The organism is Amycolatopsis sp. FBCC-B4732 (genome assembly GCF_023008405.1).
Lineage (GTDB): Bacteria > Actinomycetota > Actinomycetes > Mycobacteriales > Pseudonocardiaceae > Amycolatopsis > Amycolatopsis pretoriensis_A.
The window spans coordinates 6,900,001-6,924,720 of record NZ_CP095376.1; the positions used below are offsets into that span (position 1 = coordinate 6,900,001).

At 72.2% G+C, this 24,720-nt stretch carries 24 protein-coding genes and 1 other RNA gene; 11 read left to right on the forward strand and 14 right to left on the reverse strand.

The genetic code is table 11. From position 1 onward, the window contains the following. Window positions 1-20 precede the first annotated feature (20 nt). Window positions 21-1,148 (forward strand): FAD-dependent monooxygenase, encoded by a 1,128-nt coding sequence (locus MUY14_RS30330; RefSeq protein ID WP_247014335.1) that lies wholly within the window; start codon window positions 21-23, stop codon window positions 1,146-1,148. Here the strand turns inward: MUY14_RS30330 and MUY14_RS30335 are convergent. The 3 genes from MUY14_RS30335 to MUY14_RS30345 are packed head-to-tail and all read right to left on the reverse strand — an operon-like array spanning window position 1,093 to window position 4,086. Continuing rightward, a complete protein-coding gene (locus MUY14_RS30335; protein WP_247014336.1) occupies window positions 1,093-1,767 on the reverse strand; it encodes a response regulator transcription factor in 675 nt (224 codons plus the stop codon). The two genes, MUY14_RS30330 and MUY14_RS30335, sit on opposite strands and share 56 nt — an antisense overlap. Then, on the reverse strand, window positions 1,764-3,332 hold the full coding sequence (locus MUY14_RS30340; protein WP_247014337.1) for a sensor histidine kinase: 1,569 nt from the start codon (window positions 3,330-3,332) through the stop codon (window positions 1,764-1,766). Before MUY14_RS30340 ends, MUY14_RS30335 begins: the two co-directional genes overlap by 4 nt. Window positions 3,333-3,378: 46 nt before the next feature. Beyond that, complete coding sequence (locus MUY14_RS30345; RefSeq protein ID WP_247014338.1) at window positions 3,379-4,086, reverse strand: dienelactone hydrolase family protein; 708 nt, start codon at window positions 4,084-4,086, stop codon at window positions 3,379-3,381. 26 nt (window positions 4,087-4,112) lie between these two features. On the opposite strand from MUY14_RS30345, the gene MUY14_RS30350 reads away from it, so the two are divergent. Next, complete coding sequence (locus tag MUY14_RS30350) at window positions 4,113-4,322, forward strand: hypothetical protein (RefSeq protein ID WP_247014339.1); 210 nt, start codon at window positions 4,113-4,115, stop codon at window positions 4,320-4,322. After that, entirely contained in the window at window positions 4,319-5,074 is a 756-nt protein-coding gene (locus MUY14_RS30355; protein WP_247014340.1) for a hypothetical protein, read from the forward strand. Before MUY14_RS30350 ends, MUY14_RS30355 begins: the two co-directional genes overlap by 4 nt. Here the strand turns inward: MUY14_RS30355 and MUY14_RS30360 are convergent. Beyond that, the gene (locus MUY14_RS30360; protein ID WP_247014341.1) at window positions 5,047-5,268 is read right to left on the reverse strand and encodes a hypothetical protein; all 222 of its coding nucleotides are present in this window, start codon (window positions 5,266-5,268) and stop codon (window positions 5,047-5,049) included. The two genes, MUY14_RS30355 and MUY14_RS30360, sit on opposite strands and share 28 nt — an antisense overlap. 8 nt (window positions 5,269-5,276) lie before the next feature. Then, window positions 5,277-6,401 carry an inorganic phosphate transporter gene (locus MUY14_RS30365; protein WP_247014342.1) on the reverse strand — a complete coding sequence of 375 codons (1,125 nt, stop codon included), beginning with the start codon at window positions 6,399-6,401 and terminating at the stop codon, window positions 5,277-5,279. Between the two features lie 195 nt (window positions 6,402-6,596). On the opposite strand from MUY14_RS30365, the gene MUY14_RS30370 reads away from it, so the two are divergent. Beyond that, a complete protein-coding gene (locus tag MUY14_RS30370) occupies window positions 6,597-7,997 on the forward strand; it encodes a nitrilase-related carbon-nitrogen hydrolase (RefSeq protein ID WP_247014343.1) in 1,401 nt (466 codons plus the stop codon). On the opposite strand, the gene MUY14_RS30375 is transcribed toward MUY14_RS30370, so the two are convergent. Beyond that, a complete protein-coding gene (locus MUY14_RS30375) occupies window positions 7,968-8,768 on the reverse strand; it encodes an acetylxylan esterase (RefSeq protein ID WP_247014344.1) in 801 nt (266 codons plus the stop codon). The two genes, MUY14_RS30370 and MUY14_RS30375, sit on opposite strands and share 30 nt — an antisense overlap. A 182-nt stretch (window positions 8,769-8,950) precedes the next feature. On the opposite strand from MUY14_RS30375, the gene MUY14_RS30380 reads away from it, so the two are divergent. After that, window positions 8,951-9,814, forward strand: a complete 864-nt coding sequence (locus MUY14_RS30380) for a triacylglycerol lipase (RefSeq protein ID WP_247014345.1) — start codon at window positions 8,951-8,953, stop codon at window positions 9,812-9,814. On the opposite strand, the gene MUY14_RS30385 is transcribed toward MUY14_RS30380, so the two are convergent. From MUY14_RS30385 to hutH, 6 genes are all read right to left on the reverse strand, one after another. Continuing rightward, window positions 9,798-10,949 carry an NAD(P)/FAD-dependent oxidoreductase gene (locus MUY14_RS30385; RefSeq protein WP_247014346.1) on the reverse strand — a complete coding sequence of 384 codons (1,152 nt, stop codon included), beginning with the start codon at window positions 10,947-10,949 and terminating at the stop codon, window positions 9,798-9,800. The genes MUY14_RS30380 and MUY14_RS30385 overlap by 17 nt on opposite strands. Window positions 10,950-11,062: 113 nt before the next feature. Further along, complete coding sequence (gene hutI, locus MUY14_RS30390) at window positions 11,063-12,208, reverse strand: imidazolonepropionase (RefSeq protein ID WP_247014347.1); 1,146 nt, start codon at window positions 12,206-12,208, stop codon at window positions 11,063-11,065. Further along, window positions 12,196-13,428, reverse strand: a complete 1,233-nt coding sequence (locus tag MUY14_RS30395) for a formimidoylglutamate deiminase (RefSeq protein ID WP_247014348.1) — start codon at window positions 13,426-13,428, stop codon at window positions 12,196-12,198. The genes hutI and MUY14_RS30395 overlap by 13 nt, the downstream gene beginning before the upstream one ends. A gap of 101 nt (window positions 13,429-13,529) precedes the next feature. Continuing rightward, window positions 13,530-14,726, reverse strand: a complete 1,197-nt coding sequence (locus MUY14_RS30400) for an allantoate amidohydrolase (protein WP_247014349.1) — start codon at window positions 14,724-14,726, stop codon at window positions 13,530-13,532. Next, window positions 14,723-16,375 (reverse strand): urocanate hydratase, encoded by a 1,653-nt coding sequence (hutU, locus tag MUY14_RS30405; RefSeq protein ID WP_247014350.1) that lies wholly within the window; start codon window positions 16,373-16,375, stop codon window positions 14,723-14,725. The genes MUY14_RS30400 and hutU overlap by 4 nt, the downstream gene beginning before the upstream one ends. After that, window positions 16,375-17,919, reverse strand: a complete 1,545-nt coding sequence (hutH, locus tag MUY14_RS30410; RefSeq protein ID WP_247014351.1) for a histidine ammonia-lyase — start codon at window positions 17,917-17,919, stop codon at window positions 16,375-16,377. The genes hutU and hutH overlap by 1 nt, the downstream gene beginning before the upstream one ends. Before the next feature lie 84 nt (window positions 17,920-18,003). On the opposite strand from hutH, the gene MUY14_RS30415 reads away from it, so the two are divergent. Both MUY14_RS30415 and MUY14_RS30420 read left to right on the forward strand, forming a co-directional pair. Then, window positions 18,004-18,792 (forward strand): IclR family transcriptional regulator, encoded by a 789-nt coding sequence (locus MUY14_RS30415; RefSeq protein ID WP_247014352.1) that lies wholly within the window; start codon window positions 18,004-18,006, stop codon window positions 18,790-18,792. Between the two features lie 30 nt (window positions 18,793-18,822). Further along, on the forward strand, window positions 18,823-20,067 hold the full coding sequence (locus MUY14_RS30420; protein WP_247014353.1) for a diguanylate cyclase: 1,245 nt from the start codon (window positions 18,823-18,825) through the stop codon (window positions 20,065-20,067). Between the two features lie 2 nt (window positions 20,068-20,069). On the opposite strand, the gene MUY14_RS30425 is transcribed toward MUY14_RS30420, so the two are convergent. Continuing rightward, the gene (locus MUY14_RS30425; protein WP_247014354.1) at window positions 20,070-20,222 is read right to left on the reverse strand and encodes a hypothetical protein; all 153 of its coding nucleotides are present in this window, start codon (window positions 20,220-20,222) and stop codon (window positions 20,070-20,072) included. Between the two features lie 275 nt (window positions 20,223-20,497). On the opposite strand from MUY14_RS30425, the gene MUY14_RS30430 reads away from it, so the two are divergent. Then, entirely contained in the window at window positions 20,498-21,502 is a 1,005-nt protein-coding gene (locus MUY14_RS30430; RefSeq protein ID WP_247014355.1) for a hypothetical protein, read from the forward strand. A gap of 185 nt (window positions 21,503-21,687) precedes the next feature. Here the strand turns inward: MUY14_RS30430 and ssrA are convergent. Continuing rightward, window positions 21,688-22,055, reverse strand: a transfer-messenger RNA (tmRNA) gene (ssrA, locus tag MUY14_RS30435). A gap of 146 nt (window positions 22,056-22,201) precedes the next feature. On the opposite strand from ssrA, the gene MUY14_RS30440 reads away from it, so the two are divergent. The 3 genes from MUY14_RS30440 to MUY14_RS30450 are packed head-to-tail and all read left to right on the forward strand — an operon-like array spanning window position 22,202 to window position 24,687. Next, on the forward strand, window positions 22,202-22,876 hold the full coding sequence (locus MUY14_RS30440; protein ID WP_247014356.1) for a sensor domain-containing protein: 675 nt from the start codon (window positions 22,202-22,204) through the stop codon (window positions 22,874-22,876). Continuing rightward, entirely contained in the window at window positions 22,873-24,006 is a 1,134-nt protein-coding gene (locus tag MUY14_RS30445) for a sensor histidine kinase (protein ID WP_247014357.1), read from the forward strand. Before MUY14_RS30440 ends, MUY14_RS30445 begins: the two co-directional genes overlap by 4 nt. A 39-nt stretch (window positions 24,007-24,045) precedes the next feature. Further along, window positions 24,046-24,687, forward strand: coding sequence for a response regulator transcription factor (locus MUY14_RS30450; protein ID WP_247014358.1), 642 nt, complete (start codon window positions 24,046-24,048; stop codon window positions 24,685-24,687). Window positions 24,688-24,720: the final 33 nt, after the last annotated feature.

The window sequence follows — 24,720 nt, forward strand, 5'->3', positions numbered from 1 at the left end:
CACCTGTAGAGGAGGACGTCATGCACGCAGTGGTCGTCGGAGGCGGGATCGGCGGGCTGGCCGCGGCCGCCGGATTGCACCGGGTGGGCTGGCAGGTCACCGTGCTCGAACGAGCACCGGAGTTCGGGGACGTCGGCGCCGGGATCTCGCTCTGGCCGAACGCCCTGCGCTGCCTCGACGAACTCGGCGTCGACCTCGGCGAGCGCCTCGCCCCGCAGCGCGACGGCGGGTTCCGCGACCGTCGCGGCCGCCGGCTCACCCGCTGGGACTCGGCCGCGTTCGAACGCCTCCACGGCCGCCCGCTCGGCGCCGTCCACCGGCGTGACCTCATCGGCGCGCTCAAGGACGCCGTCCCCGCCGGCAGCCTCCGGACCGGCGCCGAAGTCACCGAAGTCCGTGAAGACGGACTGGTCCGCTTCGAAGGCGGCGAAATGCAAGCCGACCTGGTCGTCGCCGCCGACGGGATCCGCAGCCGCGTCCGCCACGCGCTCTTCCCGCACCACCCGGAGCCCGTCTACTCCGGCAGCGCGGCCTTCCGCGGTGTGGCACGGCTTCCCGGCACCCGGCTCAGCACGAGCTTCGACCGCGGCACCGAGGTCGGCGTCCTACCCCTCACCGGCGACGACGTCTACTGGTGGATCTGTTACGTCACCGAGCCGGGCCGGCACCCGGGCAAGCCGGACTTCGGCGACTGGCACGACCCCATCCCCGCCCTGATCGACGCGACCCCGCCGGAAGCGTTGCTGCACCACGACCTCCACCACCTCGGGACGCCGCTGCCGACCTACGTCCGCGGCCGGATCGCCCTGCTCGGCGACGCCGCGCACGCGATGCCGCCGTTCCTCGGCCAGGGCGGCTGCCAGGCCCTCGAGGACGCCGTCGTGCTCGCCCACGCGATGTCCACAACGGACGTCCGAAAAGGACTCACGACCTACGACGAAGAACGCCGTCCACGCAGCCAGGAGGTCGCGAAGGAATCCGTCCGGATGGGCAAGCTGGGACCGCAGCTGACCCATCCGGTGGCGACGAAGCTGCGCACCGCCGCGGCGAGGCTGCTCCCGGCGAAGGCGGCCGTCCGGATCGGCGCGGGCATCACGGGGTGGCGGCCGCCGCGTCTCCCCCGACCAGCCCCGCCTCGTACGCCGTGATCGCCGCCTGCACCCGGTTCTTCGCGCCGAGCCGGGTCAGGATGGTGCTCACGTGCGCCTTCACCGTGCCCTCGACGACGAACATCTTCGCCGCGATGTCCGCATTGGACAGTCCGGAACCGAGCAGCGTCAGCACTTCCCGCTCACGCGGTGTCAGCACGCTGATCCGCTCCCGGGCCGCGGCCGCGCGCGTCAGCCGACCGCCGGACAGCCGCGCGATGACCCGCTGGGCGACCTTCGGCGAGAGGAACGCGGCCCCGCCGGCGACGGCGTGGATCCCGGCCAGCAGCTCGCGCGGATCGCCCGACTTCAGCAGGAACCCGCCCGCGCCGAGGCCCAGAGCGCGTTCGATGTACTCGTCCTCGCCGAACGTCGTCAGCATGATCACGCCGGTCGAGGGCAGCAGCTTCCGGATCTCGGCGGCCGCGCCGAGGCCGTCCAGGCCCGGCATCCGGATGTCGAGCAGCACGACGTCCGGGTGCGTGGCGAGCGCCTGCGACACCGCCTCGCGCCCGTCGCCGGCTTCGGCGACGACCTCGATGTCCGGGTCCGCGCCGAGGATCGCCGCGACCCCCGCCCGCATCAGCGCTTCGTCGTCGGCCAGCACGACCCTGATCACGATGCCCCCTCTTCGAACCAGTCCTTCGAAACCAGGTTCCCCTCGGCGAAGCACAGCCGGTAAGCCGCGTAGTCGTCGTTCAGCCACGACCGCCCGGCACCGTAGTACTCGCACGCGGTCCCGGGCACCGGCGGCGGCTCGCCCCGCGTGGGCCGCGCCGAGCGCTGGCGTTCGGGCAACGTCAGCTCGGCCCGCGGCTGCCCGATCCGCAGCCGCTGGTAGGCGCCGCCGGGCAGCTCGGAGGAGTTCCACTGGTAGAGGAACGCGATCCCGCCGACCGCCAGCACCACCCCGAACAACGCGAGCGGCACGACGACCGCCTGGACGAGGCTGCGCCGCACGTCCCGGCGCGCCAGCTCCAGCGCCCGCGCCGACGTCGACTGCCCGACCTCGTCGTCCGCGGCCTCGCGCAGCTCCGGCGTCTCCTCGACCGGCGCGGCGTCGTGCGGCAGCGTGGCGGTGACGGCGAACCCGCCTTCGTGCGGCCCCGCCCGCAGCGTGCCGCCGACCAGCCGGACGCGCTCGCGCAGGCCGATCAGCCCGCGCCGCCCGGACGCTGCGCCCGGTAGCGGCCCGGCGGGTGGCGGCGCGTTGACGACGCTCACCTCGGTCACGGCGCCGGAGCTCGTCACCCGGACCACGGCCGCGGCGCCCGGCGCGTGCTTCGCCACGTTCGTCAGCGCTTCCTGGACCACGCGGTGGGCGGCGCGGGCGACCATCGGCGGCGCCTGCGCGCAGTCCACCGTCGCATCGATGAACAGTCCCGACGCGCGCGCCCGTGAAATCAGCTCACCGAGGTCGCCCTGCACCGGTTCGACCGGCGCGGCGTCCTCCCGCAGCACGCCGATGATCTCGCGCAGCCGCTCGGTCGCGGCCGCGGCGCCGGCCCGCAGCTGCGTGGCCGCGTCGCGCTGGGTGCCGTCGAGCCCGGCCGCGACCTCGAGCGCGGCGGCGCGGACGGCGATCAGGCTCAGCTCGTGCCCGAGCGAGTCGTGCATGTCGCTGGCGATCCGGGCGCGCTCGCGCAGCCGCGCCTGGTCGGCGACGAGCCGCTGCCTGCTCTCCATCTCCTCGGCGCGGCGCCAGCCGGTGCGTGCGAGCTCGCCGCGCACCCGGACGTACCGGCCCAGCAGCCACGGCGACAGCCCGGCGAACACCAGGATCGCGACCATCGCGGCCCAGTCGCCGATCCCGTCCGGCCCGACGAGCAGCGCCAGCGGCAGGCCGAGCACCGTCACGGCCGCGCCGATCAGCAGGCCCGGCCGCGCCCGGTCCATCCGCAGCCCGGCGAGGTAGCTCATCGCCACCAGCACGAACACGACCCAGACGGCCACGCGGTCGCCGTACGGGAACGGCACGGCGAGCGCCCCGGCCAGCGCGATCCCGAGCGAGACGACGGGGTGGCGGCGGGACGTCGCGACCGTGCCCGCCACGACGGCGAGCCCGCCGGCCAGCTCCCAGTACGACCGGCTCTCGATCGTGCCCGCGACGACGACGAAGCCGAGGAACAGGCCGAGCCCGACGTCGAGCACCACCCGCCACCTGCGCTTCGTCACCTCCCGCACGGGATCGAAGCTACAAGGCGCGCCCGCGGGCGACCACTGCCGAAAGTCAACCTTTCAGCGTGTCGAGGAAGGCCAGCGTCTGCGGCCAGGACAACGCGAACGCGTCGGCGTTCACCGTCGTCCCGTGCCGCGAGGAGTCGCTGAACCCGTGCTCGGCGCCCGGGAAGTGCTGGCTGAACGTCGCGCCCCGCGGCCGCGACTGCAGCGCCGTCTGGAGCCGGGCGAACGTCTCGTGCGAGACGACGGTGTCGGCCTCCGGGTAGGCGACGAGCACCGGCGCGGTGATCGATGTCGACAAAGCGACCGCATCGAGTTCGTGGTTCGGCGGCGCCGGGACGCGGATCGTCGGGTGGTAGGCCACGACGCCGGAAAGCCGCTGGTCACGGGACCCGAGCAGGAGCGCGAACCGGCCGCCGAGGCACCAGCCCATGACCCCCGCGGACGCGCAGCCCAGCTCGCCGAGCAGGTGGTCGAGCAACGCGGTCTGCTCCGCCAGCGCGGTTTCGTCACGCAGGTCGCCGAGCTTCGCGCCGAGGTCCTCGCGGGAGGTGTTGTCGGTGCTCGCGCCGTGGAAGACGTCCCAGGCCAGCGCGGTGATCCCGCGGCCGGCGAGCTCGTCGGCCCAGGCCCGGACCTGCTCGCCGATCCCGGTGATCATCGGCAGCAGCAGCATCCCCGACGCCGACCCGCCGTCCGGCCTGGCCAGGTACGCGGAGAGTTCGCCGACACGGACGGTGGACGTCTCGAAGGTCATGTCCGCATGATGCATGATGATCCACCATGGCCGAGCGCACACTCGCCGATCAGTTGGGCGGCTCCCTCCCCGAAGGCATCGAGGCCCTCGAAGCGCACGAGCGCCAGGACCTCGCCGACGCCTTGCGCGACGCGCGCCGCCGGCAGGCGAAAGCGCTCGCCGAAGCCGGCGAGGAGGGCCTCCGGTACGTCCCGGCGCTGCTGCGCGGCGCGGTCCGGAAGGCGGTGGGCCTGTGACCGCGGACTACGCCTCGCGCGCGGAGATCCTGAAGCTGGCCCGCGTCCTCGACGTCGAGCCGGCGCGGCTGGACTACCTCGCCCGCGTCGACGCCGACGACCTCAAGGCGTTCCGCGGCCAGGTGACCGACACGCTGTTCGACGCGAACAGCGCCGTGCTGCAGCGGATGGCGCTGGCGGCGCGGCTGCTGCCCGGCGCGGTGCTCGCCAAGATCGCCGAGAAGGTGTTCGGCCCGCTGCTGTGCGCCCGGATCGCCGGGCTGGTCGACGTCTCCCGCGGCGTCGACGTCGCCAAGCGGCTGCACCCGCGGTTCCTCGCCGAGGTCGCGGCCGAACTCGACCCGCGGCGGGCGAGCGCGATCATCTCGCGCATCCCCCTGGACACCGTGCTCGCGGTCGCCGCCGAGCTGGCGCGCCGCGAGGACTGGATCACCCTCGGCCGGTTCGTCGGGCATCTGCCCGACCCGACCGTGCGGCAGGCGCTGGAGCGGATCGACGACCCCGGCCTGCTGCGGATCGCGTTCGTGCTCGACGACAAGGGCCGCATCGACCACGTGGTCGGCCTGCTGCCCGCGCACCGGCTGGGGCGGCTGATCACCGCGGCGGGCACCGACGAAGACCTCCGGGACCCGGCACTGGACCTGCTGACGCACCTGAGCGCCGAGCGCCGGGGCACGCTGGCCCCGATGCTCGGCGGGCTCCCGGACGGGTTCCGGGAACGCGCTCAGGCGACGATCAAGAAGATCCCGTAGCCGACGATCGCCGCGCAGAGCACGAAGCAGATGACCGCGCCGGCCAGCGGACCGCTGCCCGAGCCACCCGCCTCGCGGGCCGAGTCGCGCTGGGAAAGCCCGACCACCCCGAAGGAGAAGAGGCTCGTCAGCACGACGACCGAGGCCAGCGCGACGACGAAGACGAGACCGAGGGAACTCCAGTCGATGTGCACGGCGCTCCTCAGACGTTGGCCGGCTGCACGCCGGGCTCGGACTCGGAAATGGAGTCGGCGCTGACCGGGTTCCGCTTCGACGCGAGGTAGATGCCCACCGCGACGACGACCCCGGCGAGGCCGATCAGGACCGTGCCCCAGGTGCCGAGCGTCGAGACCTCGGCGGCGACGGCGCCGACGATCGCGGCGGCGGGCAGCGTCAGCGCCCAGGCGAGCACCATCTTGCCCGCGACGCCCCAGCGGACTTCGGCGAGCTTGCGGCCGAGGCCGGAGCCGATGATGCCGCCCGAGCAGACGTGCGTGGTGGACAGCGCGAAACCGAGGTGCGCCGAGGTGAGGATGACCGCGGCGGCGCTCGTCTCGGCCGCGAAGCCCTGCGGCGTCTGGATTTCCGTGAGCTTCTTGCCCATCGTCTGGATGATCCGCCAGCCGCCGAGGTAGGTGCCGAGCGCGATCGCGGTGCCCGCGGTCAGGATCACCCAGAGCGGCGGTCCCGAGTTCGGCGCGAGCGAGCCGGACGCGATCAGCGTCAGCGTGATGACGCCCATGGTCTTCTGGGCGTCGTTCGTGCCGTGCGCCAGCGACACCAGCGAAGCAGAGGCGATCTGGCCGGCCTTGAACGTCCGGCCCACCGTGTCCTGCTTCGCCCGCGCGGTGATCCGGTAGACGAGGAAGGTGCCGAGCGTCGCGACGATCCCGGCGACGATCGGCGAAGCGAGCGCGGGGATGAGGACCTTCTCGACGACCTTCCCGAAGTGGACGGCGTCGGAGCCCGAGGCGATCCAGGTGGCGCCGATGAGCCCGCCGAACAGGGCGTGCGACGAACTCGACGGCAGCCCGATCAGCCAGGTCAGCAGGTTCCACACGATGGCGCCGACGAGCCCGGCGAAGATGATCACCGGCGTCACCTTGGTGTCGTCGACGATGCCCCCGGAGATCGTTTTCGCGACCTCCACCGAGAGGAACGCGCCGACGAGGTTCAGCACCGCGGAGACGCCGACGGCGACCCGCGGTTTGAGCGCCCCGGTGGCGATGGAGGTGGCCATCGCGTTGGCGGTGTCGTGGAAGCCGTTGGTGAAGTCGAAGGCCAGCGCGGCCACGATCACCACCAGCACGATCAGCGAGAAGTCCATGCCCGGCTCTCTCTCCGTAGCTGTTCTTCGGCAACGCTACTGATCCACAAGACCGCCGCCGATCCCTGACGTGTGACGGCTCCTTGAACTCTCGATGAACCGGGGTGGGGCCACCCCCACCAAAAGGCCGGTGGCCCGGCCCAGTGCCCGCGCGGATCTCGCCTGAAACCCTGGAACCGGGCGAAAGGGGCACCGATGAAAGCGATCCTGGCGACACTGGCGTCGGCCGTGCTGTTCTTCTTCGGCACCGGGCTGGACCCGCTGCCCGAACTGGCGTGGCTGGCGCCGTTGCCGATCCTGCTGCTGGCGCCCCGCGTCCACGGCGGGGTCGCGCTGGCAAGCGCTTTCACCGCCTACCTCGCGGGCAGTGCCGGCAGCTGGAGCTACTTCTGGCACTCCCAGTCGGTCCCCCGGCCCGCCGCGCTGGCGATCCTCGGCGGCAGCGCGGTGCTGTTCGCGCTGTCGGCCGCGCTCTTCGGGCTGCTGGTCCGGCGTGGCCACGGATTCCTGGCCGCGCTCGCCGCACCCGCGTTGTGGACCGTCGCGCTCTACGTCGTCTCGCTGCTCAATCCGACCGGCCTGATGGGCACCTTCATGACGACGCAGGCCGACCGGCCCTCGATCGTGCGGATCGCCGCGGTCACCGGCGGCTGGGGCGTGGAGTTCCTGGTGCTGTTCGTCCCGGCCGCCGTCGCCGCGGCGCTCGCACCCGGGCTGCGCGGCCGGACGCGGCTCGTACCCGTCGTCGCGCTGGCCGCGATCGCCGGCGGGCTCGCGTTCTGGAGCACGCCACCGCTCACCGGGCCGTCGACGCGGGTCGCCCTGATCGCACCCGGGCAGAACCGCTGGGCGGTCGACGTCGCCACCCGCGACGGCCAGGCGCTCCTCCAGTCCTATGTGGACCAACTGGGCCGGTTGCCGGCAGGCGTCAAGGCCGTCGTGCTCCCCGAAGCCATTTTCGCGGTGGACCGGACCAGCCGAGCGAGCCTCGTCACGGCGCTCACCGAAGTGGCCCGCGCGAGGGACCTCGACGTCGTCACCGGCGTCCTCGACAGCACGCCGGACGGCCGGTTCAACGCCGCACTCGCCGTGGCCCCGTCCGGCGCGCCGGTCGAATACCGCAAGTGGCACAACGGGGATTCGCCGAACCTCCGCTCCGGCACCGAGCTGACCCGGTTCGCCGGGATCGGCCTGCTGGTGTGCATGGACGTCAACTTCGCCGACCCGAGCCGCGGTTACGGCGACGCGGGCACCGGCCTGGTCCTCGTCCCGGCCTCCGACGAAGACGTCGACGGCTGGGCCCACAGCCGCACGGCGCTGCTCCGCGGCGTCGAGAACGGCTTCTCGGTCGCGTGGAGCGCGGCCCGCGGCACCCCGATGCTCGCCGACGCCCAGGGCCACGTCCTGGCCGACGCGCACACCGGCGGCAGCCCGTTCACGGTGGGCGTCGCAGACGTCCCGAGCGGGGCGGGGAAGACGCCGTACGCCCGCTTCGGCGACTGGTTCGCCTGGCTCTGCGGCCTGCTCGCGGCGGCCGGGATCGCGGCCGCCGTCCGCAAACCGTCGTCAGACCTGGAGCGCGAGCCCGTTGCGTAGCACCTTCGCCCACGCCGGGTCGGTGCACAGCGTGCAGCCCGGCCCGAAGAAGACGCCCTTGGCCCGGGTGTCACCCGCCAGCCAATACCGGAACCACGCGGTGATCGCGCCGCGGAAACCACCGGCGTCGCCCACCGCGGTGAAGTGGGTGGCTCCGGCCAGTTCGCCGTAGACCGCGGGGACGTGCGACGCGGCGTAGTAGCGCGGGATGACCAGCAGTCCCGGCACGACGATCACGTCGAGCTGGCCGCCGAGGAAGAACACCGGGCCGTGCAGCGCCGGAACGAATCCGAGCGGCCCCGGCTCGAGCGGGACGGTGGTGGTGATCAACGGGTCCGCGCCGGCGGCGATGGCCCCGCCGCCGCCCTGCGAGTGCCCGGTCGCGCCGATGTGCGCGGTGTCGATCCGGCCGAAGTACCGGCTGCCGGGCCGCGCGTTCTCCGCCACGAGCGTCCGGGCGCCGGCCAGCATTTCCACACCGCTCCCCGAGCTGGGCGTGTCGGCGGCCGCGACGACGAACCCGTACGACGCGAGGTGGCGCAGCAGCGGCGCGTAGATCGCCGGGGTCGCGCCCGTTCCGTTGCCCCACACGATGACCGGGTGCCGGTCGCCGCCGAGGTCGGCGGGCCGGAAGACGGTGTGGGTCCCGTCGAGGGCTTCGCTGACGACCGCGAAGGGACCCGGCTGGCCCCAGTGCACCGGATCCGCCAGCGCCTGCTGGGGCGCCACGAAAAGGGCGGTCAAAATGGCCACGAGCCAGAGACGTCGCACGGCTCCTCCTGTTTCGCCGGTGGACCAGTCCCTCTGACCATCGGCCAGGAGCGCCGTTCTCTTGGTTGTCACTTGTCACAACAAACGGCCACCATCTCTGAGCGTTGTCCCAGGTCGCCACTCCGGCGCTGTGACCGATCATGAGCTGCATCACTTACTGATGGGTAACTGGAGGCAGTGGAATGCGGGTCACCAAAGGCGGTGCCAAGCGGATCCTCACAGCGGTCGTGGCGGCGGTCACCCTCGGCGTCGCCGCCCCGGCGGTCGCCGAAGCGGCGCCGAGCAGCGGCTGGAACGACTGGGGCTGCCGCCCCTCGGCCACGCACCCCCAGCCCGTGGTCCTGGTGCACGGGCTCGGCGCGAACGACACCGTCAACTGGTTCTTCCACGCGCCGAAGATCGCCGCCCAGGGCTACTGCGTCTTCTCCCTGACCTACGGCACCGGGATCCTCCCCGGCGTCGGCGGGCTGGCCCCCATGCGGGACAGCGCCGGCCAGCTCGGCCGGTTCGTCGACAAGGTCCGGGCGACGACGGGCGCGGCGAAGGTCGACATCGTCGGCCACTCCGAAGGCAGCACGATGCCCGCGTACTACCTGAAGTACGGCGGCGGCGCGGCGAAGGTCGCGAACTTCGTCGGCTTCGGCGCCAACTACCGCGGCACCACGCTCGGCGGCCTCGACGCCCTCGCCAAGGCCCTCCTCACGACCGTCCCGGGCCTGGACCTGGTCCTCAAGACGGCGTGCGGCGCGTGCAAGGAGTACCTGGCCCCGTCGGCCTTCCTGGACGACCTCGCCCGCGGCGGCGTGCACGTCGCCGGACCGGCGTACACGAGCATCGTGAGCAAGTACGACGAGGTCGTGACGCCGTACACGAGCGGGATCCTGAACGAGCCGGGCGCGAAGGACGTCGTGCTGCAGGACTTCTGCGCGTCCGACGCTTCGGGCCACCTGAGCCAGGCGATCGACCCGAACGTCACCGGCCTGATCCTGCACGCGCTCGACGCGAGCTACCTTCCGAAGTGCACGCCGTTCACGCTTCCGCTGTGAGCGGGTTCTGCCCGAGGAAGCGCCGCCCGTTCTCGGCGGACTCGCGCACCGCGGCGAACCCGTAGCCCACCATCGCCGTTTCGTAGGCCTCGACGGCCTCGAGCAGCGGAGACCCGGCCAGCGCGGCCGCCAGCACCGCACCATCGCGCAACGCGGTGTTGGCGCCCGCGCCGCCGGCCGGGCTCATGGCGTGGATCGCGTCGCCGACGAGCGTCACGCGTGAAGGGGCCCACCGTGCGATCGGGACGCTCGTGCGGATCGGCTGCGGGAACGTCGCCGGGACGTCCCAGTGCCCGATCATCGCGCCGGCCAGCGGGTGCCAGCCGTCGACCAGCCCCAGCGCCAGCTTCCGGAGGTCGCCGGGCGCCATCGCGGCGAGTTCGGCCTCGTCGTGCCCGACGACTTCCCAGCGCGCGCCCACCGAACACGTCATGTAGCTCTCGGCGTCGCGCAGCCGCAGGTCCGGCACCAGCCGCGCGCAGGCGTCGGCGACCGGTCCGGGGTAGTCGACCGGGGCGAACCCGGCCATCGTCCGGTCCGGCCCGACGATCATGGTGAACACCGCGAACATCTCCGGCTCGAACAGCGCCCGGGTCTCCGGGGTGAGCGGGATCCGGCCGTAGAGGTGCACGAGCCCGGCGTCGACGACCTCGGCGTGCGGCAGGTACTGCCGCCGCACCGGGGAGTTGATCCCGTCGGCCCCGACCAGCAGGCTGCCGCGGGTGGAAGTCCCGTCGGCGAAGTGCGCGGTCACGCCGTCGTCGTCGGTTTCGTAGTGCGTGAACCGCTTGCCGTAACGGACTTCCTGGCCGTGCAGCAGGATCTGCCGCAGGGTGAAGCGGTTGACGTTGAGGTGGGTTCCCTCGTCCGCCAAACGCGTGACCAGGCCCAGCCGCTCGTCGTAGACGTTGGTGTGCGGCCGCGCCCGGCCCGCGGTGGCGTGGAAGAGTGCGTGCAGCTCCGGCGGCAGCACCTCGCGCAACGCCGAGTCGCCGACGTCACCGATGTGCAGCCGGTAGCCCTGCTTGCGCGCGCCCGCCGATTCGTCGCGTTCGTGGACCTCGCAGGGGATTCCGGCCCGGCGCAGGCCGTGCGCGAGGCTCAAGCCACCCAGACCGGCCCCGATGATGATCACCGACACAGCTGTCCCTTCGTCGCTTCCGAGGAAGGGACGCACAGGTGAGCCTGGCTGCGCCGCCCGGACTAACCCATACCGGACTGTGTCTTCGCGCGTCCTCGCTTTCGACGTTAGCGCACGCGATCTCCGGCGCGCCACACCGAGTTCGTGAGCGGCACCCCCGGCCGGTACGCCAGGTGCGTCACCGAAGGCGCGTCGAGGACGTGGATGTCCGCCCGCGCCCCCGGCCGCAGCACGCCGACGTCGTCGCGGCGCAACGCCTTCGCGCCGCCCGCGGTCGCGGCCCAGACGGCCTCCTCGATCGTCATCCGCAGCTGCAGCACCGCCGTCGCCACGCAGAACGCCATCGACGTCGTGTACGAGCTGCCGGGGTTGGCGTTGCTGGCCAGCGCAACCGTCGCCCCCGCGTCGAGCAGCCGCCGGGCCGGCGCCATCGCCTGCCGGGTCGACAAGTCGCACGCGGGCAGCAGGGTCGCCACGGTTTCCGACGCGGCCAGCGCCTCGACGTCGGCGTCGCTGAGGTACGTGCAGTGGTCGACGCTCGCCGCGCCGAGCTCCACCGCGAGCCGCACGCCGGGTCCCTCGCCGAGCTGGTTGCCGTGCACCCGCAGGCCGAGCCCGCGTCCGGCGGCGGCCTTCAGGACCCGCGCCGACTGGGCTTCGTCGAACGCGCCGGTCTCGCAGAACACGTCCGCCCAGCGCACGCTTCCCGCCACCGCGTCGAGCATTTCGCCGCACACGAGGTCCACATAGGACTCCGCGTCGGCGCCCGGCGGCACCAGGTGCGCACCGAGGAACGTGACTTCGTCGGCCACCGCACCGGCGATCCGCGCGCTCCGGGCTTCGTCCTCGACGGTCAATCCGTAGCCCGTCTTGGTCTCCAGGCACGTCGTCCCCTGCCGGGCCGCTTCGTCGACGTGCCGGCGCAGGTTGGCCGCCAGCTGCTCGTCCGACGCCTCCCGCGTGGCGCCGACGGTGATCGCGATTCCCCCGGCGGTGTAGGGCTTCCCCGCCATCCGGGCTTCGAACTCGGCGGTGCGGTCACCGGCGAAGACGAGGTGCGTGTGGCTGTCGACCCAGCCCGGCAGCACCGCGCGGTCTTCGACGTCGACGCGCTCGTCCGCGTCCGGTGCGTCGGACGCGCTGCCCACCCAGGCGACGCGCGAGCCGTCCAGTACCAAGGCCGCGTCGGACAGCCGGCCCAGCTCGGGGTCGTTCGTGGTGAGCTCGCCGATACCCGTGATCAGGACTGCCACAGTGCCTCGATCTCCTTCGCCAGCAAAGTTTCCGGTCGTTCGATCAGCTGGTGCGCGCCTTCGCGCACGACCTCGCGGCCCGCCACGACGACGTGCCGGACGTCGGCGCCGGACGCGGCGAACACCACGCCCGAGGGCTCGATCCCGGCCGTCCGCACCGAATCCAGGGTCACGGTGACGAGGTCCGCGCCCGCCCCCTCGGCGAGCGCGCCGACCTCGGACCACCCGGTCGCGGCGTGGTCGGTGCCCGCTTCGAGAAGTTCCTCGGCGGTGAACCGGCCGCGTTCCTCGCTGGCCAGCCGGTCGTCCAGCTCCAGCGCGCGGGTTTCTTCGAAGGCGTCGACGACGGCGTTGCTGTCGCTGCCGACGCTCAGCCGCACCCCGGCGTCCCGCAGGGCGCGGGCGGGGCCGATGCCGTCGCCGAGGTCGCGTTCGGTGGTCGGGCAGAAGCAGGCCCGCGCCCCGCGCAGCCGCTCGATGTCCGACGCCGTGAGGTGCGTGGCGTGCACGGCGACCAGCCGGTCGGTCAGCACTCCGCGCTCGTGCAGCAGTTCGGTGGGCGTGCGCCCGTACGCGGCCAGGCACTGCTCGTTTTCGGCCCGCTGCTCCGACAGGTGGACGTGCACCACCCGTGGACTGTCCACAACAGACAATTCCTCGGCCGGAACCGCGCGCACCGAATGGATCGCGGCGCCGACGCGGAACAGCTCGTCCTCCCGCAACGACGCCACCCGTGAAGCCCACGCCGAGGCCGAGCCGTCGGAGAACCGCCGCTGGACCTCGTCGGGCTCGACGCCGATGCCGCCCGCCAGGTAGCACGTGTCCAGCAGCGTCAGCCGGATCCCCGCGTCGGCGGCGGCCTGCCGCAGCGCCGCCCCCATCGCGTTCGGGTCGGCGTAGGGCTTCCCGCCGGGCGCGTGGTGCAGGTAGTGGAACTCCCCCGCGCTGGTGTACCCGCCCAGGACCATCTCGGCGTAGACCCCGCGCGCCAGCCGGTAGTAGGTGTCGGGGTCGAGCCGGGACGCGAGCGCGTACATCCGCTCCCGCCACGTCCAGAACGTGCCGCGTTCGTCGTGCGTCCGCCCGCGCAGCGCCCGGTGGAAGGCGTGCGAGTGCCCGTTCGCGAACCCCGGCAGCGTCAGGCCTTCGAGCACGGTGCCCGTGCGCGGCGAATCCGGGGTCACGCCCGTGATCCGGCCGTCGGCAACGTCGATCCGCACGCCGGACGCGATCCCGGCCGGCAGCCACGCCTGTTCGCACCAGAAAACTGTCGGTGCCTGACGATAGGCTGGAGACGGGGGGCGCCCCCACGGGCCGGAGGTCATCGCGCCAGCCGTTCCAGGATCGTGGCCAGCGCCGCCGCGCCCGCTTCGACGTCGGCGGTCTCGGCGAACTCCTCCGGCGAGTGGCTGATCCCGGTCGGGTTGCGCACGTAGAGCATCCCGGCCGGGACGAACCCGGCGAGGATCGCGGCGTCGTGCCCGGCGCCGGTCGGCAGCTCCGGCGGCCCGCCGAGCCACCCGCCGAGGTCGTCGCGCAGCCGATCGTCGAACACCACATCGTCCGAATAGGACTCCCGGGTCACCTCCACCCGGCAGCCTTCTTCCTCCGCCGCCGCCTCGGCCGCCCGCGTGATGTCCTCGACCAGTGCGGGGGTCGCGGTCCCCGGCACCCGCGCGTCGAGCCACAGGTCCACAGTGGACGCGATGACGTTGGTGCCGCCCGGCGTCGGCACGAGCCGCCCGACGGTCGCCCGCGCGTCCGGCACCGCGCGGGCCAGCCGCCGGACGGCGGTGACCGTCGCGGCGGCGGGCAGCATCGGGTCGGCCCGGTCGGCGAGCAACGTCGCCCCGGCGTGGTTCCCCTGCCCCGCGAAGGAAAACCGCCACCGCCCGTGCGCGATCACCGTGTTCCCGACCGCCACCGGAGCGCCGAGGTCGATCAGCCCGCGCCCCTGCTCGACGTGCAGCTCGACGAACTTCCCGACCAGCCCCAGCCGTTCGGGGTCGGCCCCGATCAGGGCCGGGTCGAAGCCGGACCGCCCGGCGGCCTCGGCGAACGTGACGCCGTCGGCGTCCCGCAGCCCGCGTGCCTTGTCGGCGTCGATCGTGCCGGTGAGCAGCCGCGAACCGAGGCACGGGACGCCGAACCGGCCGCCCTCCTCCTCGGTGAACACGACGACGGCGAACGGCTTCCCCGGCCGGAAACCCCGCGCCTGCAGGGCTTCCACCGCGGCGAGCGCGCTGACGACGCCGAGCGGGCCGTCGAACGCGCCGCCGCCGGGCACCGAGTCGAGGTGGCTGCCGGTGACGACGGCGTCCGGCCCCGGCGGCCCCCACCACGCCCAGATGTTGCCGTTGTGGTCGGTGTCGACGTCCAGCCCGAGCCCGAGCGCCCGCTCGCCGAACCACGCGCGCAGGTCCTGCTCGGGCGCGTCGAAGGCGTGCCGCGAGTACCCGCCGCGTTTCGGGTCACGCCCGACGTCGTCGATTTCCGCGAGCAGCCCGGAGGCCGTCACGCCTGCTCCCGCATCGGCACCCGCACGCCGCGCTCGTCGGCGACTTCGTTCGCGCGGTCGTACCCGGCGTCGACGTGCCGGATGACGCCCATGCCCGGATCGTTGGTGAGGACGCGCTCCAGCTTCTGCGCGGCTAAGCCCGTCCCGTCGGCGACGCTGACCTGCCCGGCGTGGATGGACCGGCCCATGCCGACGCCGCCGCCGTGGTGGATCGACACCCAGCTGGCGCCGGACGAGGTGTTGACCAGCGCGTTCAGCAGCGGCCAGTCGGCGATCGCGTCCGAGCCGTCAGCCATGCCTTCGGTTTCGCGGTACGGCGAGGCGACGCTACCGGAGTCGAGGTGGTCGCGGCCGATGACGACCGGCGCCTTCAGCTCACCGCCGGCGACCATCTCGTTGAACCGCAGGCCGGCCAGGTGGCGTTCGCCGTAGCCGAGCCAGCAGATCCGGGCGGGCAGGCCCTGGAACGCCACGCGCTCACCGGCCAGCTTGATCCAGCGGGCGAGGGATTCGTTCTCCGGGAACAGTTCCAGCATCGCGCGGTCGGTCGCGGCGATGTCCTCGGGGTCGCCGGAGAGCGCGGCCCAGCGGAACGGGCCGTTGCCCTCGCAGAACAGCGGGCGGATGTAGGCGGGCACGAACCCGGGGAAGTCGAACGCGCGCTCGCAGCCGCCGAGCTTCGCCTCGCCGCGCAGGGAGTTGCCGTAGTCGAAGACTTCCGCGCCCTTGTCGAGGAACCCGAGCATGGCGTCGACGTGGTCGGCCATCGACTCGCGCGAGCGGTCGGTGAACTCGTCCGGCTTCTTGGCCGCGTAGTCGTGCCAGTCCTCGACGGCGATGCCCTTGGGCAGGTAGGAAAGCGGGTCGTGTGCGGACGTCTGGTCGGTCACGATGTCGACCTCGACGTCGCGGCGCAGCAGCTCCGGCAGCACCTCGGCCGCGTTCCCGACGACGCCGACCGACAGCGGCCGCTTCTCGCGCTTGGCTTTGGTGACCCGGGCGATGGCGTCGTCGAGGTCGTCGGCCACCTCGTCGAGGTAGCGCGTCTCGACGCGGCGGTGCGCGCGCTGCGGGTCGCACTCGATGACGAGCGCGACCCCGTCGTTCATGGTCACCGCGAGTGGCTGCGCGCCGCCCATCCCGCCGAGGCCGGCGGTCACGGTGAGGGTGCCTTTCAGCGTCCCGCCGAACTTCTTCTTCGCCACGGCGGCGAACGTTTCGTACGTGCCCTGGAGGATGCCCTGGGTGCCGATGTAGATCCACGAACCCGCGGTCATCTGCCCGTACATCGTCAGGCCCTGCTGCTCGAGCCGGCGGAATTCGGGCCAGGTCGCCCAGTCCCCCACCAGGTTCGAGTTCGCGATCAGCACGCGCGGCGCCCACTCGTGCGTGCGGAAGACGCCGACCGGCTTGCCGGACTGGACGAGTAGCGTCTCGTCGGTGTCCAAAGTGGTCAGTTCGCGGGTGATCGCGTCGAAGCTGGCCCAGTTGCGCGCGGCCTTGCCGGTGCCCCCGTAGACGACCAGGTCCTCCGGCCGCTCGGCGACGTCGGGGTCGAGGTTGTTGTGGAACATCCGCAGCGCGGCTTCGGTCTGCCACGACTTGGCGGTGAGCTGGGTGCCGCGGGCGGCACGGACTACGCGGGACATCAGACCTCCAGGTAGGGCGCGTGAGTGTTCCGGGCGGCGGCGAGGACGGCGCCGGAGCGGACGAGTTCTTCGGCGGCCGCGATCTCGGGCGCCAGGTGCCGGTCGGGGCCGGGGCCCGCGACCTTCGTGCGGAGCAGGTCCCGGACGCGGCCGGTGACCGGCGACGGCTCGAGCGGCGCGCGGAAGTCCAGCGCGCGGGCCGCGGTCAGCAGCTCGATCGCGAGCACGGTGGTCAGGCCGTCGACGGCCTTGCGCAGCTTCCGCGCGGCCGACCAGCCCATGGAGACGTGGTCCTCCTGCATGGCGCTGCTCGGGATCGAGTCGACGGACGCGGGCACGGCGAGCCGCTTGAGCTCGCTGACCACGGCGGCCTGCGTGTACTGCGCGATCATGTGGCCGGAGTCGACGCCGGGGTCGTGCGCGAGGAACGGCGGCAGGCCGTGCGAGCGCGCCTTGTCGAGCATCCGGTCGGTGCGGCGTTCGGCGATGCTGGCGACGTCGGCGATCGGGATGGCCAGGAAGTCCAGCACGTACGCGACGGGCGCGCCGTGGAAGTTGCCGTTGGACTCGACGCGGCCGTCGGCCAGCACGACGGGATTGTCCACAGCGGACATCAGCTCGCGCTCCCCGACGAGCTCGGCGTGCGCGAGGCTGTCGCGCGCCGCGCCGTGCACCTGCGGGGAGCAGCGCAGCGAATAGGCGTCCTGGACGCGGTTGCAGTCCGGGCCGCGGTGGCTCTCGACGATCTTCGAGCCCTGCAGCGCCTGCCACATCCGTTCGGCCGACAGGGCCTGCCCGGGGTGCGGCCGCAGCGCCTGGAGGTCGGCGGCGAAGGCGCGGTCGGTGCCGAGCAGCGCCTCGACGCTCATCGCGGCGGTCAGGTCGGCGATGTCGAAGAGCCGGTGCAGGTCGGCGGCGGCGAGCAGGAGCATGCCGAGCATGCCGTCGGTGCCGTTGGTGAGGGCGAGACCCTCCTTCTCGGCGAGCACGACCGGCTCGATCCCGGCGTCCTTCAGCGCTTCGCCGGCTTCGACGAGCTCGCCCCGGTACGTCACCTGTCCCTCGCCCATCAGCGCGAGCGCGACGGCGGCCAGCGGCGCGAGGTCGCCGGAGCAGCCGAGCGAGCCGTACTCGTGGACGATCGGGGTGATGTCGGCGTTGAGCAGGGCCGCAAGCGTTTGCGCGGTGCCCGGGCGGACGCCGGTGTACCCGCTGGCGAGGGTCCGCAGCCGCAACAGCATCAGCGCGCGGACGACCTCGGCCTCGACGGCGGGTCCGGCGCCGGCGGCGTGCGAGCGGATCAGGCTGCGCTGCAGCGCGGTCCGGCTCTCGACCGGGATGTGGCGGGTGGCCAGCGCGCCGAAGCCGGTCGAGACGCCGTAGGTGGGCGTGACGGCGTGGGCGAGGTTCTCGATGTGCTGGCGGGTCGCGGCGAGGGTCTTCTCGGCCGCGTCCGTAAGCCTGACCGGCGCGTAGCCACGGACGACGTCGACGACCTGGGCGGCGGTGAGGGGTTCGAGGCCCAGGAGCACAGTTTCCGGCATGGGCTCATTGGACATCGTCCTTCCCGCTGGTGGGATGGCCCACGGGGTGGTTCTGTCTGGTATCCCAGACGCTAGGGTCGGGCCATGGGTGACAGCAGCGAGGTCCCGGCGCTGCGCCGCGGCCTCGCGGTGCTGCGCCTGCTCGCGACGCGCCCCGGCCCGGTGACCGCGGCGGCGATCGCGCGCGAGGCGGGCCTCCCCCGCTCGACGACGTACCACCTGCTCAACGAGCTGGAAGCCGCCGGCTTCGTCGTCCACCTGCCCGCCGAACGCCGCTACGGCCTGGGCATCGCTGCGTTCGAGCTCGGCTCGGCGTACCTGCGGCACGACCCCCTCGAGCGGCTCGCCGGGCCGTTGCTGCGCAAGCTCGTCGACCGCGTCGGCCACACCGCGCACCTCGGCGTGCTGCACGGCAGCGAGTCGCTGTACCTGATCAAGGAGCGCCCGCTCCGCCCGGAGACGCTGGTGACCGAGGTCGGCGTCCGCCTGCCGGCCCAGCTGACGGCGTCCGGCCGCGCGATCCTGCGCCACCTGCCCGCCCCGCACGTCCGTGCGCTGTTCCCTTCGGCGGCGGCGTTCGTGCTCCGCACGGGCCGCGGCCCGGGAACGCTGGCCGACCTGCGCCGCACGCTGACCGCGGAGCGCCGCCTCGGCTGGTCGGTCGAAGACGGCCACGTCACGGCGGGTTTCGCCTCGGTGGCCTGCCCGGTCTTCGACCACGGCGCCCGCCCGATGGCGGCGATCAGTGTCACGCTGCGCCACCACTGCGCGGCGGACCCGTGCGAGGAGACGTGGCCGGAGCTGGCGACCGAGGTGGCGGCCACAGCCGCCGAGCTGACCACCCGCATCGGCGGCCACCCGGTCGCGCCGTAACGCCGTCCTGATCGCCTTCGATCCCGTGGTGTGCTCGTCCCACCCGCGCAGTGGGCGTTGTGGAAGCAGCGGCCTCGGATCGTCGTGTACTGCCTGGCGAGCGAAGCCCTGGCCGTAACACTCGCGTTCCGGCCGTCACCGGTCGCCGTCGACCTGCGTTCGCTGACCGTGCTCGGCGCCCTGCTGGCCCTCGGGGTGATCCAGGCGGAGGCGGGCCGCCGGGTCGAGCGCAGCCAGCGCCGGGCGGCGAAGACCCCGCACATCAACATGACGTCGGTCTGGACGTTCGCCGGCGTCCTGGTGCTCCCCCCGCTGTTGCTCGCCGTCCTGGTCGGCGGCCTGTACCTGCACCTGGCGCTGCGCAGCTGGTACCGGCTGCAGCGCGTCCCGCCGTCCCGGACGTGCAGCAACGCGGCGATCATCCTGCTGTCCTGTTACGCGGCCCAGGCAGTGCTGGACCTGACCGACGTGGCGGACGTCCGCGCGGCGGTCACCCGTGGCTGGACCGGCGCGTGGCTGGTCGCGGCGGCCGGGGCGACGTTCTTCGTGGTGAACGCACTGCTGGTGCTCCCGGCCCGCCGGATCGTCGGGCGGTCGGTGGTCGAGCTGTTCGGCACCTGGTCGGACAACGGCCTGGAGGCCGCGACGCTGTGCCTGGGCGCGTTGAACGGCCTCGCACTGGCGACGTTGCCGGGCATGGTGGTCCTGGTGCTGCCGCCGGTGCTCCTGCTGCACCGGTCAGTCCTGGTGAAGCAGCTGGAGGCGGCGGCGCAGCGCGACGAGAAGACGGGCCTCTACACCATCCGCAGGTGGCGGGCCCTGACCGAACGGGCGCTGGCGGACGCGGAGCGCCACGGCGGGACGGTCGGCCTGCTGATGCTCGACCTCGACCACTTCAAGCAGGTCAACGACACGTACGGCCACCTGGCCGGCGACACGGTCCTGTCTTCGACGGCCGAGGCGATCGTCTCGGCGGTCCGCGGCCGCGACGACGCGGTGGGCCGGTTCGGAGGCGAAGAGTTCGTCGTCCTCCTGCCGGGAACCGGCCGGCCGGATTGCGGCGCGGTGGCCGAGCGCATCCGCCGGGCGATCAGCGTCCTGACCGTCCCGGTGGGACAGTCGTCGATCACGGACCTGTCGGTGTCGATCGGCGTCGCTGTCTACCCGCAGGCGGGCAGGTCACTCCAGGACCTCTTGGACGCGGCGGACGCGGCCCTCTACCGGGCGAAGGAGACCGGCCGGAACAAGGTGGTCCACGCGGCGGACCTGCGCTGAGGTCAGCGCTCCCGCCACAACCCGGCGTCGAGCCCGAGCATGTCGAGCAGCTCAGCACACTCCCGGGAGTTGGTCGAGTGCCCGGCAACGGTAACGAGAGCCCGAGAGTGCTCCGCGGCGAGCCGTTCGGCCTCCTCGGCCCGCAAAACCCCCATCCGACTGTCTTCATCGTGGGCGCTGGTGCTGCCACTGTGCCGTGCCCAGGTCATCGGGCCACCTGCTTCCAGCCCCACGGGTGCGGGGCCAAGGTCGGGCCCTCAGCATGACACTCACAAAAACTTCACCCGCAAGTGGGCCCCGTCACACCGTATAGCGCACGAGAGAACACGGAGAGCAAACAGCCCAACGAGGTGCCCCGGACAGCGCAAGAAGGTGGTCCAGCTCACCCCAAACCAGTAAAACTGTCTGCTTCCGGCGGGGAGGACAGCGCATGACCAGCAACCCGGACGGCGGCCACGAACACGCGAACAACACGGGCCCGGTCGACGGAAACGTGATCCAGGCCTGCCAAGTCGGCGTGGTGAATCTTCATCCCACCCGTGAACCCGATACGCCCGCAGCAGAATCGCCACCCCCGACGTGGACTCCGCTGAAGGTCCTCAAGGCAGCCGGAGTGGCCGTCCTGATCCTGGCCGGCTCGTCATTGCTCCCGAGTCCTCCTGACCCGGACGCGATACCGCCCGAAAACGGAACCCGGCCAGCAGGATCAAGCAACGAAGCGGTCCTGACGGCAGTCCAGGCCGGCCTCGCATCGTGCGCCCGAACCCAGGTCCTCCAGCAGGCGAACTGCCCCCAGAAGATCGACGACCCGACCGGCCAGGCCACCGACGTCCACTGGACCCTCCACGGCAACCCGATCGGCGGAACGTACGGACCGATCTGGAACAACGACCGCTTCTACGTAGCGGGCTACGCGGTCATGACGGTGACGTACACATCGCCTTACCGAGTCCCGTCCCCCCAGAGCTTGACGATCCAAGAGGTCCCCTACCGAGCAGAAATAACGTGGACAGACAACAAACCAACGGTCACCGACCTCCGCCGCTACGACAAGATCGACAACAGCCGAGTCACGAAGAAAGACCCAGCCCTACCCCCAGCACAGCTGGCCTCAGCCCTCCGAACGGCGTTCCACAAGTGCGTCGCAGCCAAGCGGTCCCCCATGCCCCCACAGTGCCCCTCATCCCCGACGGCACAACCAAGCGACCACGCCACCTGGACCCTGAACAACGACCCCCTCCTCGGCACCAAGCAAACCTTCGACCCCAAAACCGGCCTGACCCACATAACCGGCAGCTACTCGACAACAGCCACCACCCAAAACGACTTCCTGGGCATCCACTACAGCGCGACAACAACCGACTCAGGCACCTACGACGCCTCACTCACAGCAACCGGCCCCACCCCGGAGATCCTCCAAATCAAGTCCCTCTGAACACCCCCCCCACCCCCCACCCACCCCCCACCCAACCCGCACCACCAGCGGGGGCAAGGGGCGGCAGCCCCAGGAAGGGGTCCAGGGGGCGAAGCCCGCCTGGCGGGGGTCTGGGGGTTCGACCCCCAGAAAAACACCCGAGAACGAGAGAAGGCCCAAGCCCCGAAGGGGCGTAGGCCTTCTCGCAGTGGAGGTGCCGGGAATTGAACCCGGGTCCTCTGGCGTATCAACAGGACTTCTCCGTGCGCAGTCCGCTACGTCTCTACTTGGCCCCCTCGGTCACGCGAACAAGCCGAGGTGACGAGCCCAGCCACTGTTTGCTTCACGGCAGTTCCCCGTGGCCGGGACTGCCGCTGAGCCTCCTAGCTGATGCCGGTACCCGGGCCGGAGGCGAACCCGGGCCGACAGAGACGCACTCGCTCAGGCGGCGAGGGCGTACTCGCGCTGACTGGAGTCGGCGCTTATTTGGTTGCGATGACGCTTACGGTGGTCTCTCGCCTGCACCGGCACGCTTCTCCTGAATCAACGTCCAAAGTCGAAACCGTTCACCCCCTTGGTGGGACACAACCTGACCATCATAACGCGTCCCGCCACCTCTTTACTCCGGTAGGGCCAGCCCTACCGCGAGGATGCCCGCGCGCACCATGTCGGCCGCTCGCCTGGCAGGTGATGCTTGAGCGAGACAGAAGGGAGCCGGTTATGGTGAGCGACAGGCGGGATCCGCCGTTCGGTGGTTCGGTGGTGTTCCTGCTGATGAACCTGCCGCTGGGGGTGGTGGCGTTCGTTTTGCTGACGTCGTTCACGGCGGCCGGCCTGGGCACTGCGGTGGTGTGGGTGGGTGTGGGTCTGCTCGCGCTGCTGGTCCTGGCCGTGCGGGGGGCCGCGCGGCTGGAGCGTGCCCGGGTGTACGCGCTGCTGGACCGGTACATCGATCTGCCGTACCTGCCGCTGCCTGCCGAAGGTCAGAAGCTCCGGTGGAAGGCGCGGTTGAAGGACTCGTCGACGTGGCGTGACCTGGCGTACTTCTTCGTCCTCTTCCCGCTCGGTCTGGTCGAGTTCGTGCTGGTGACGGTCTTCTGGTCGACGAGCCTGGCGCTGGCGGGGCTGCCGATCTACTTCCGGTGGCTGCCCGGCGGCGCGTACTACTTCCCGGCGGATGACCTGCGGTGGCTGACCGTGGACTCGACGCTGGAAGCGTTACCGTGGGCGGCGCTGGGGGTGCTGTTCATCGCGTTGTCGGTCGCGCTGACGAAGGCGCTGGCGGGAACGCACGCCCGGCTGGCGAACGCGCTGCTGGGACCGACCGTGGCGCAGCGCCGCCGGATGGAGCGCTGGTGGGAAGACGCGGAAGAGAAGAACCTGGTGGCGGGATGACCGAGGCAGCACCGGTGGAGCACTCGCGGCCGCACCCGGCTCGCACGATCGTGTACATGATCGTCAGCTTCGTCTTCCGGATCCTGCAGTTCGTGCTGATCGTGACCGGGCTGGCGGTGGGGGTCGCGACGGCCGTGGTGTGGATCGGGTTCCCGATCCTGCTGGCGACGACGAGCTTCATCCGCTGGTCGGGCGACCGCGAGCGGGGCTGGCTGGGCACGATGCTGCGGGTGCCGTTGCCGCCGGCGCAGCGGCGGCCGTACGAAGAGGGGCAGCCGCTGCTGCGCCGCTGGGTGGTGCGGCTGAGCGACCCGACGACGTGGCGTGACCTGGCGTACCTGATGGTCGCGTTCCCGCTGGCGTGCGTGGAGCTGGGGATCGCGCTGGCGTCGATCGTGCTGCTGCCGATGGCGGTCTGGGTGACGCCGTGGCTGGGCTGGCTGCACGGTGAGCTGGGGCTCGCGCTGCTGGGACCGGACCGCACGAAGCGGCTGGAGCAGAAGGCCGAGCGGCTGCAGGCGTCGCGAGCACGCGGTGTCGACGCGGCCGAAGCCGAGCGCCGGCGCATCGAGCGCGACCTGCACGACGGCGCCCAGCAGCGGCTGGTCGCGGTCGCGATGAGCCTGGGCCGGGCGAAGGCGAAGTTCGACCACGACCCGGAGTCGGTGCGGGAGCTGATCGACGAGGCGCACGCGGACGCCAAGCTCGCGGTGTCCGAGCTGCGTGACCTCGCCCGCGGCATCTACCCGGCCGTCCTCGGTGACCGCGGGCTCGACGCCGCGCTCTCGGCGCAGGCGGCGAAGTCGCCGATCCCGGTGGACGTGCGGGTCGACGTCGAGCCCCGCCCGCCGGCGGCGGTCGAGACGACGGCGTACTTCATCGTCGGCGAGACCCTGACGAACATCGCGAAGCACGCCGGCGCGACCGAAGCGGGCGTGAAGGTGTGGCGGACCGACGACCACGTGGTCGTCGAGATCACCGACAACGGTCACGGCGGCGCCGAGGTGCGCCCCGGCGGCGGTCTGGCCGGCCTCGCCGACCGCGCCGCGACGATCGACGGCGTGATCACGGTCGTCAGCCCGGTGGGCGGGCCGACGGTGATCCGGGCTGACCTCCCCTGCCAGTGGTGAATAGGCTGGACCCCGTTCATCCACGAGCTTGGGGGCCGGATGCGGGTAGTCATCGCCGAAGACGCCGTCCTGCTGCGGGCGGGGGTCATGCGCCTGCTCGCCGACGAGGGCATCGAGACGGCCGCGGCCGTGGACAACGGCGACGACCTGCTCGGCGCGATCAAGGAACACCGCCCTGACCTGGCGATCGTGGACGTCCGCATGCCCCCGACGTTCACCGACGAGGGCCTGCGCGCGGCGCTGGCGGCGCGCAAGGAGATCCCGGGCCTCCCGGTGCTGGTCCTCTCGCAGTACGTCGAGGAGTCGTACGCGGTGGAGCTCCTCTCGGGTGGCGCGGGCGGCGTCGGCTACCTGCTGAAGGAGCGCGTCGCGGACGTCGCGGACTTCCTGGACGCGGTCCGCCGGGTCGCGAACGGCGGCACGGCGATCGACCCGGACGTCATCGCCCAGCTGATGGCCCGCGGTCGCCGCAACCCCCTGGACGCGCTGACGGCCCGCGAGTCGGAGGTACTGGGGCTGATGGCCCAGGGCCTGTCGAACACGGCGATCGCGAATTCGCTCGTCGTCTCGCACGGCGCGGTGGAGAAGCACATCGGGAACATCTTCTCGAAGCTCGGCCTCGAGGCGAGCGCGGAGGAACACCGCCGCGTCCGGGCAGTGCTGACGTACCTGGGCCGCTGACCCGGGGTTCTGGTCCGTCAGACGAGGACTGTG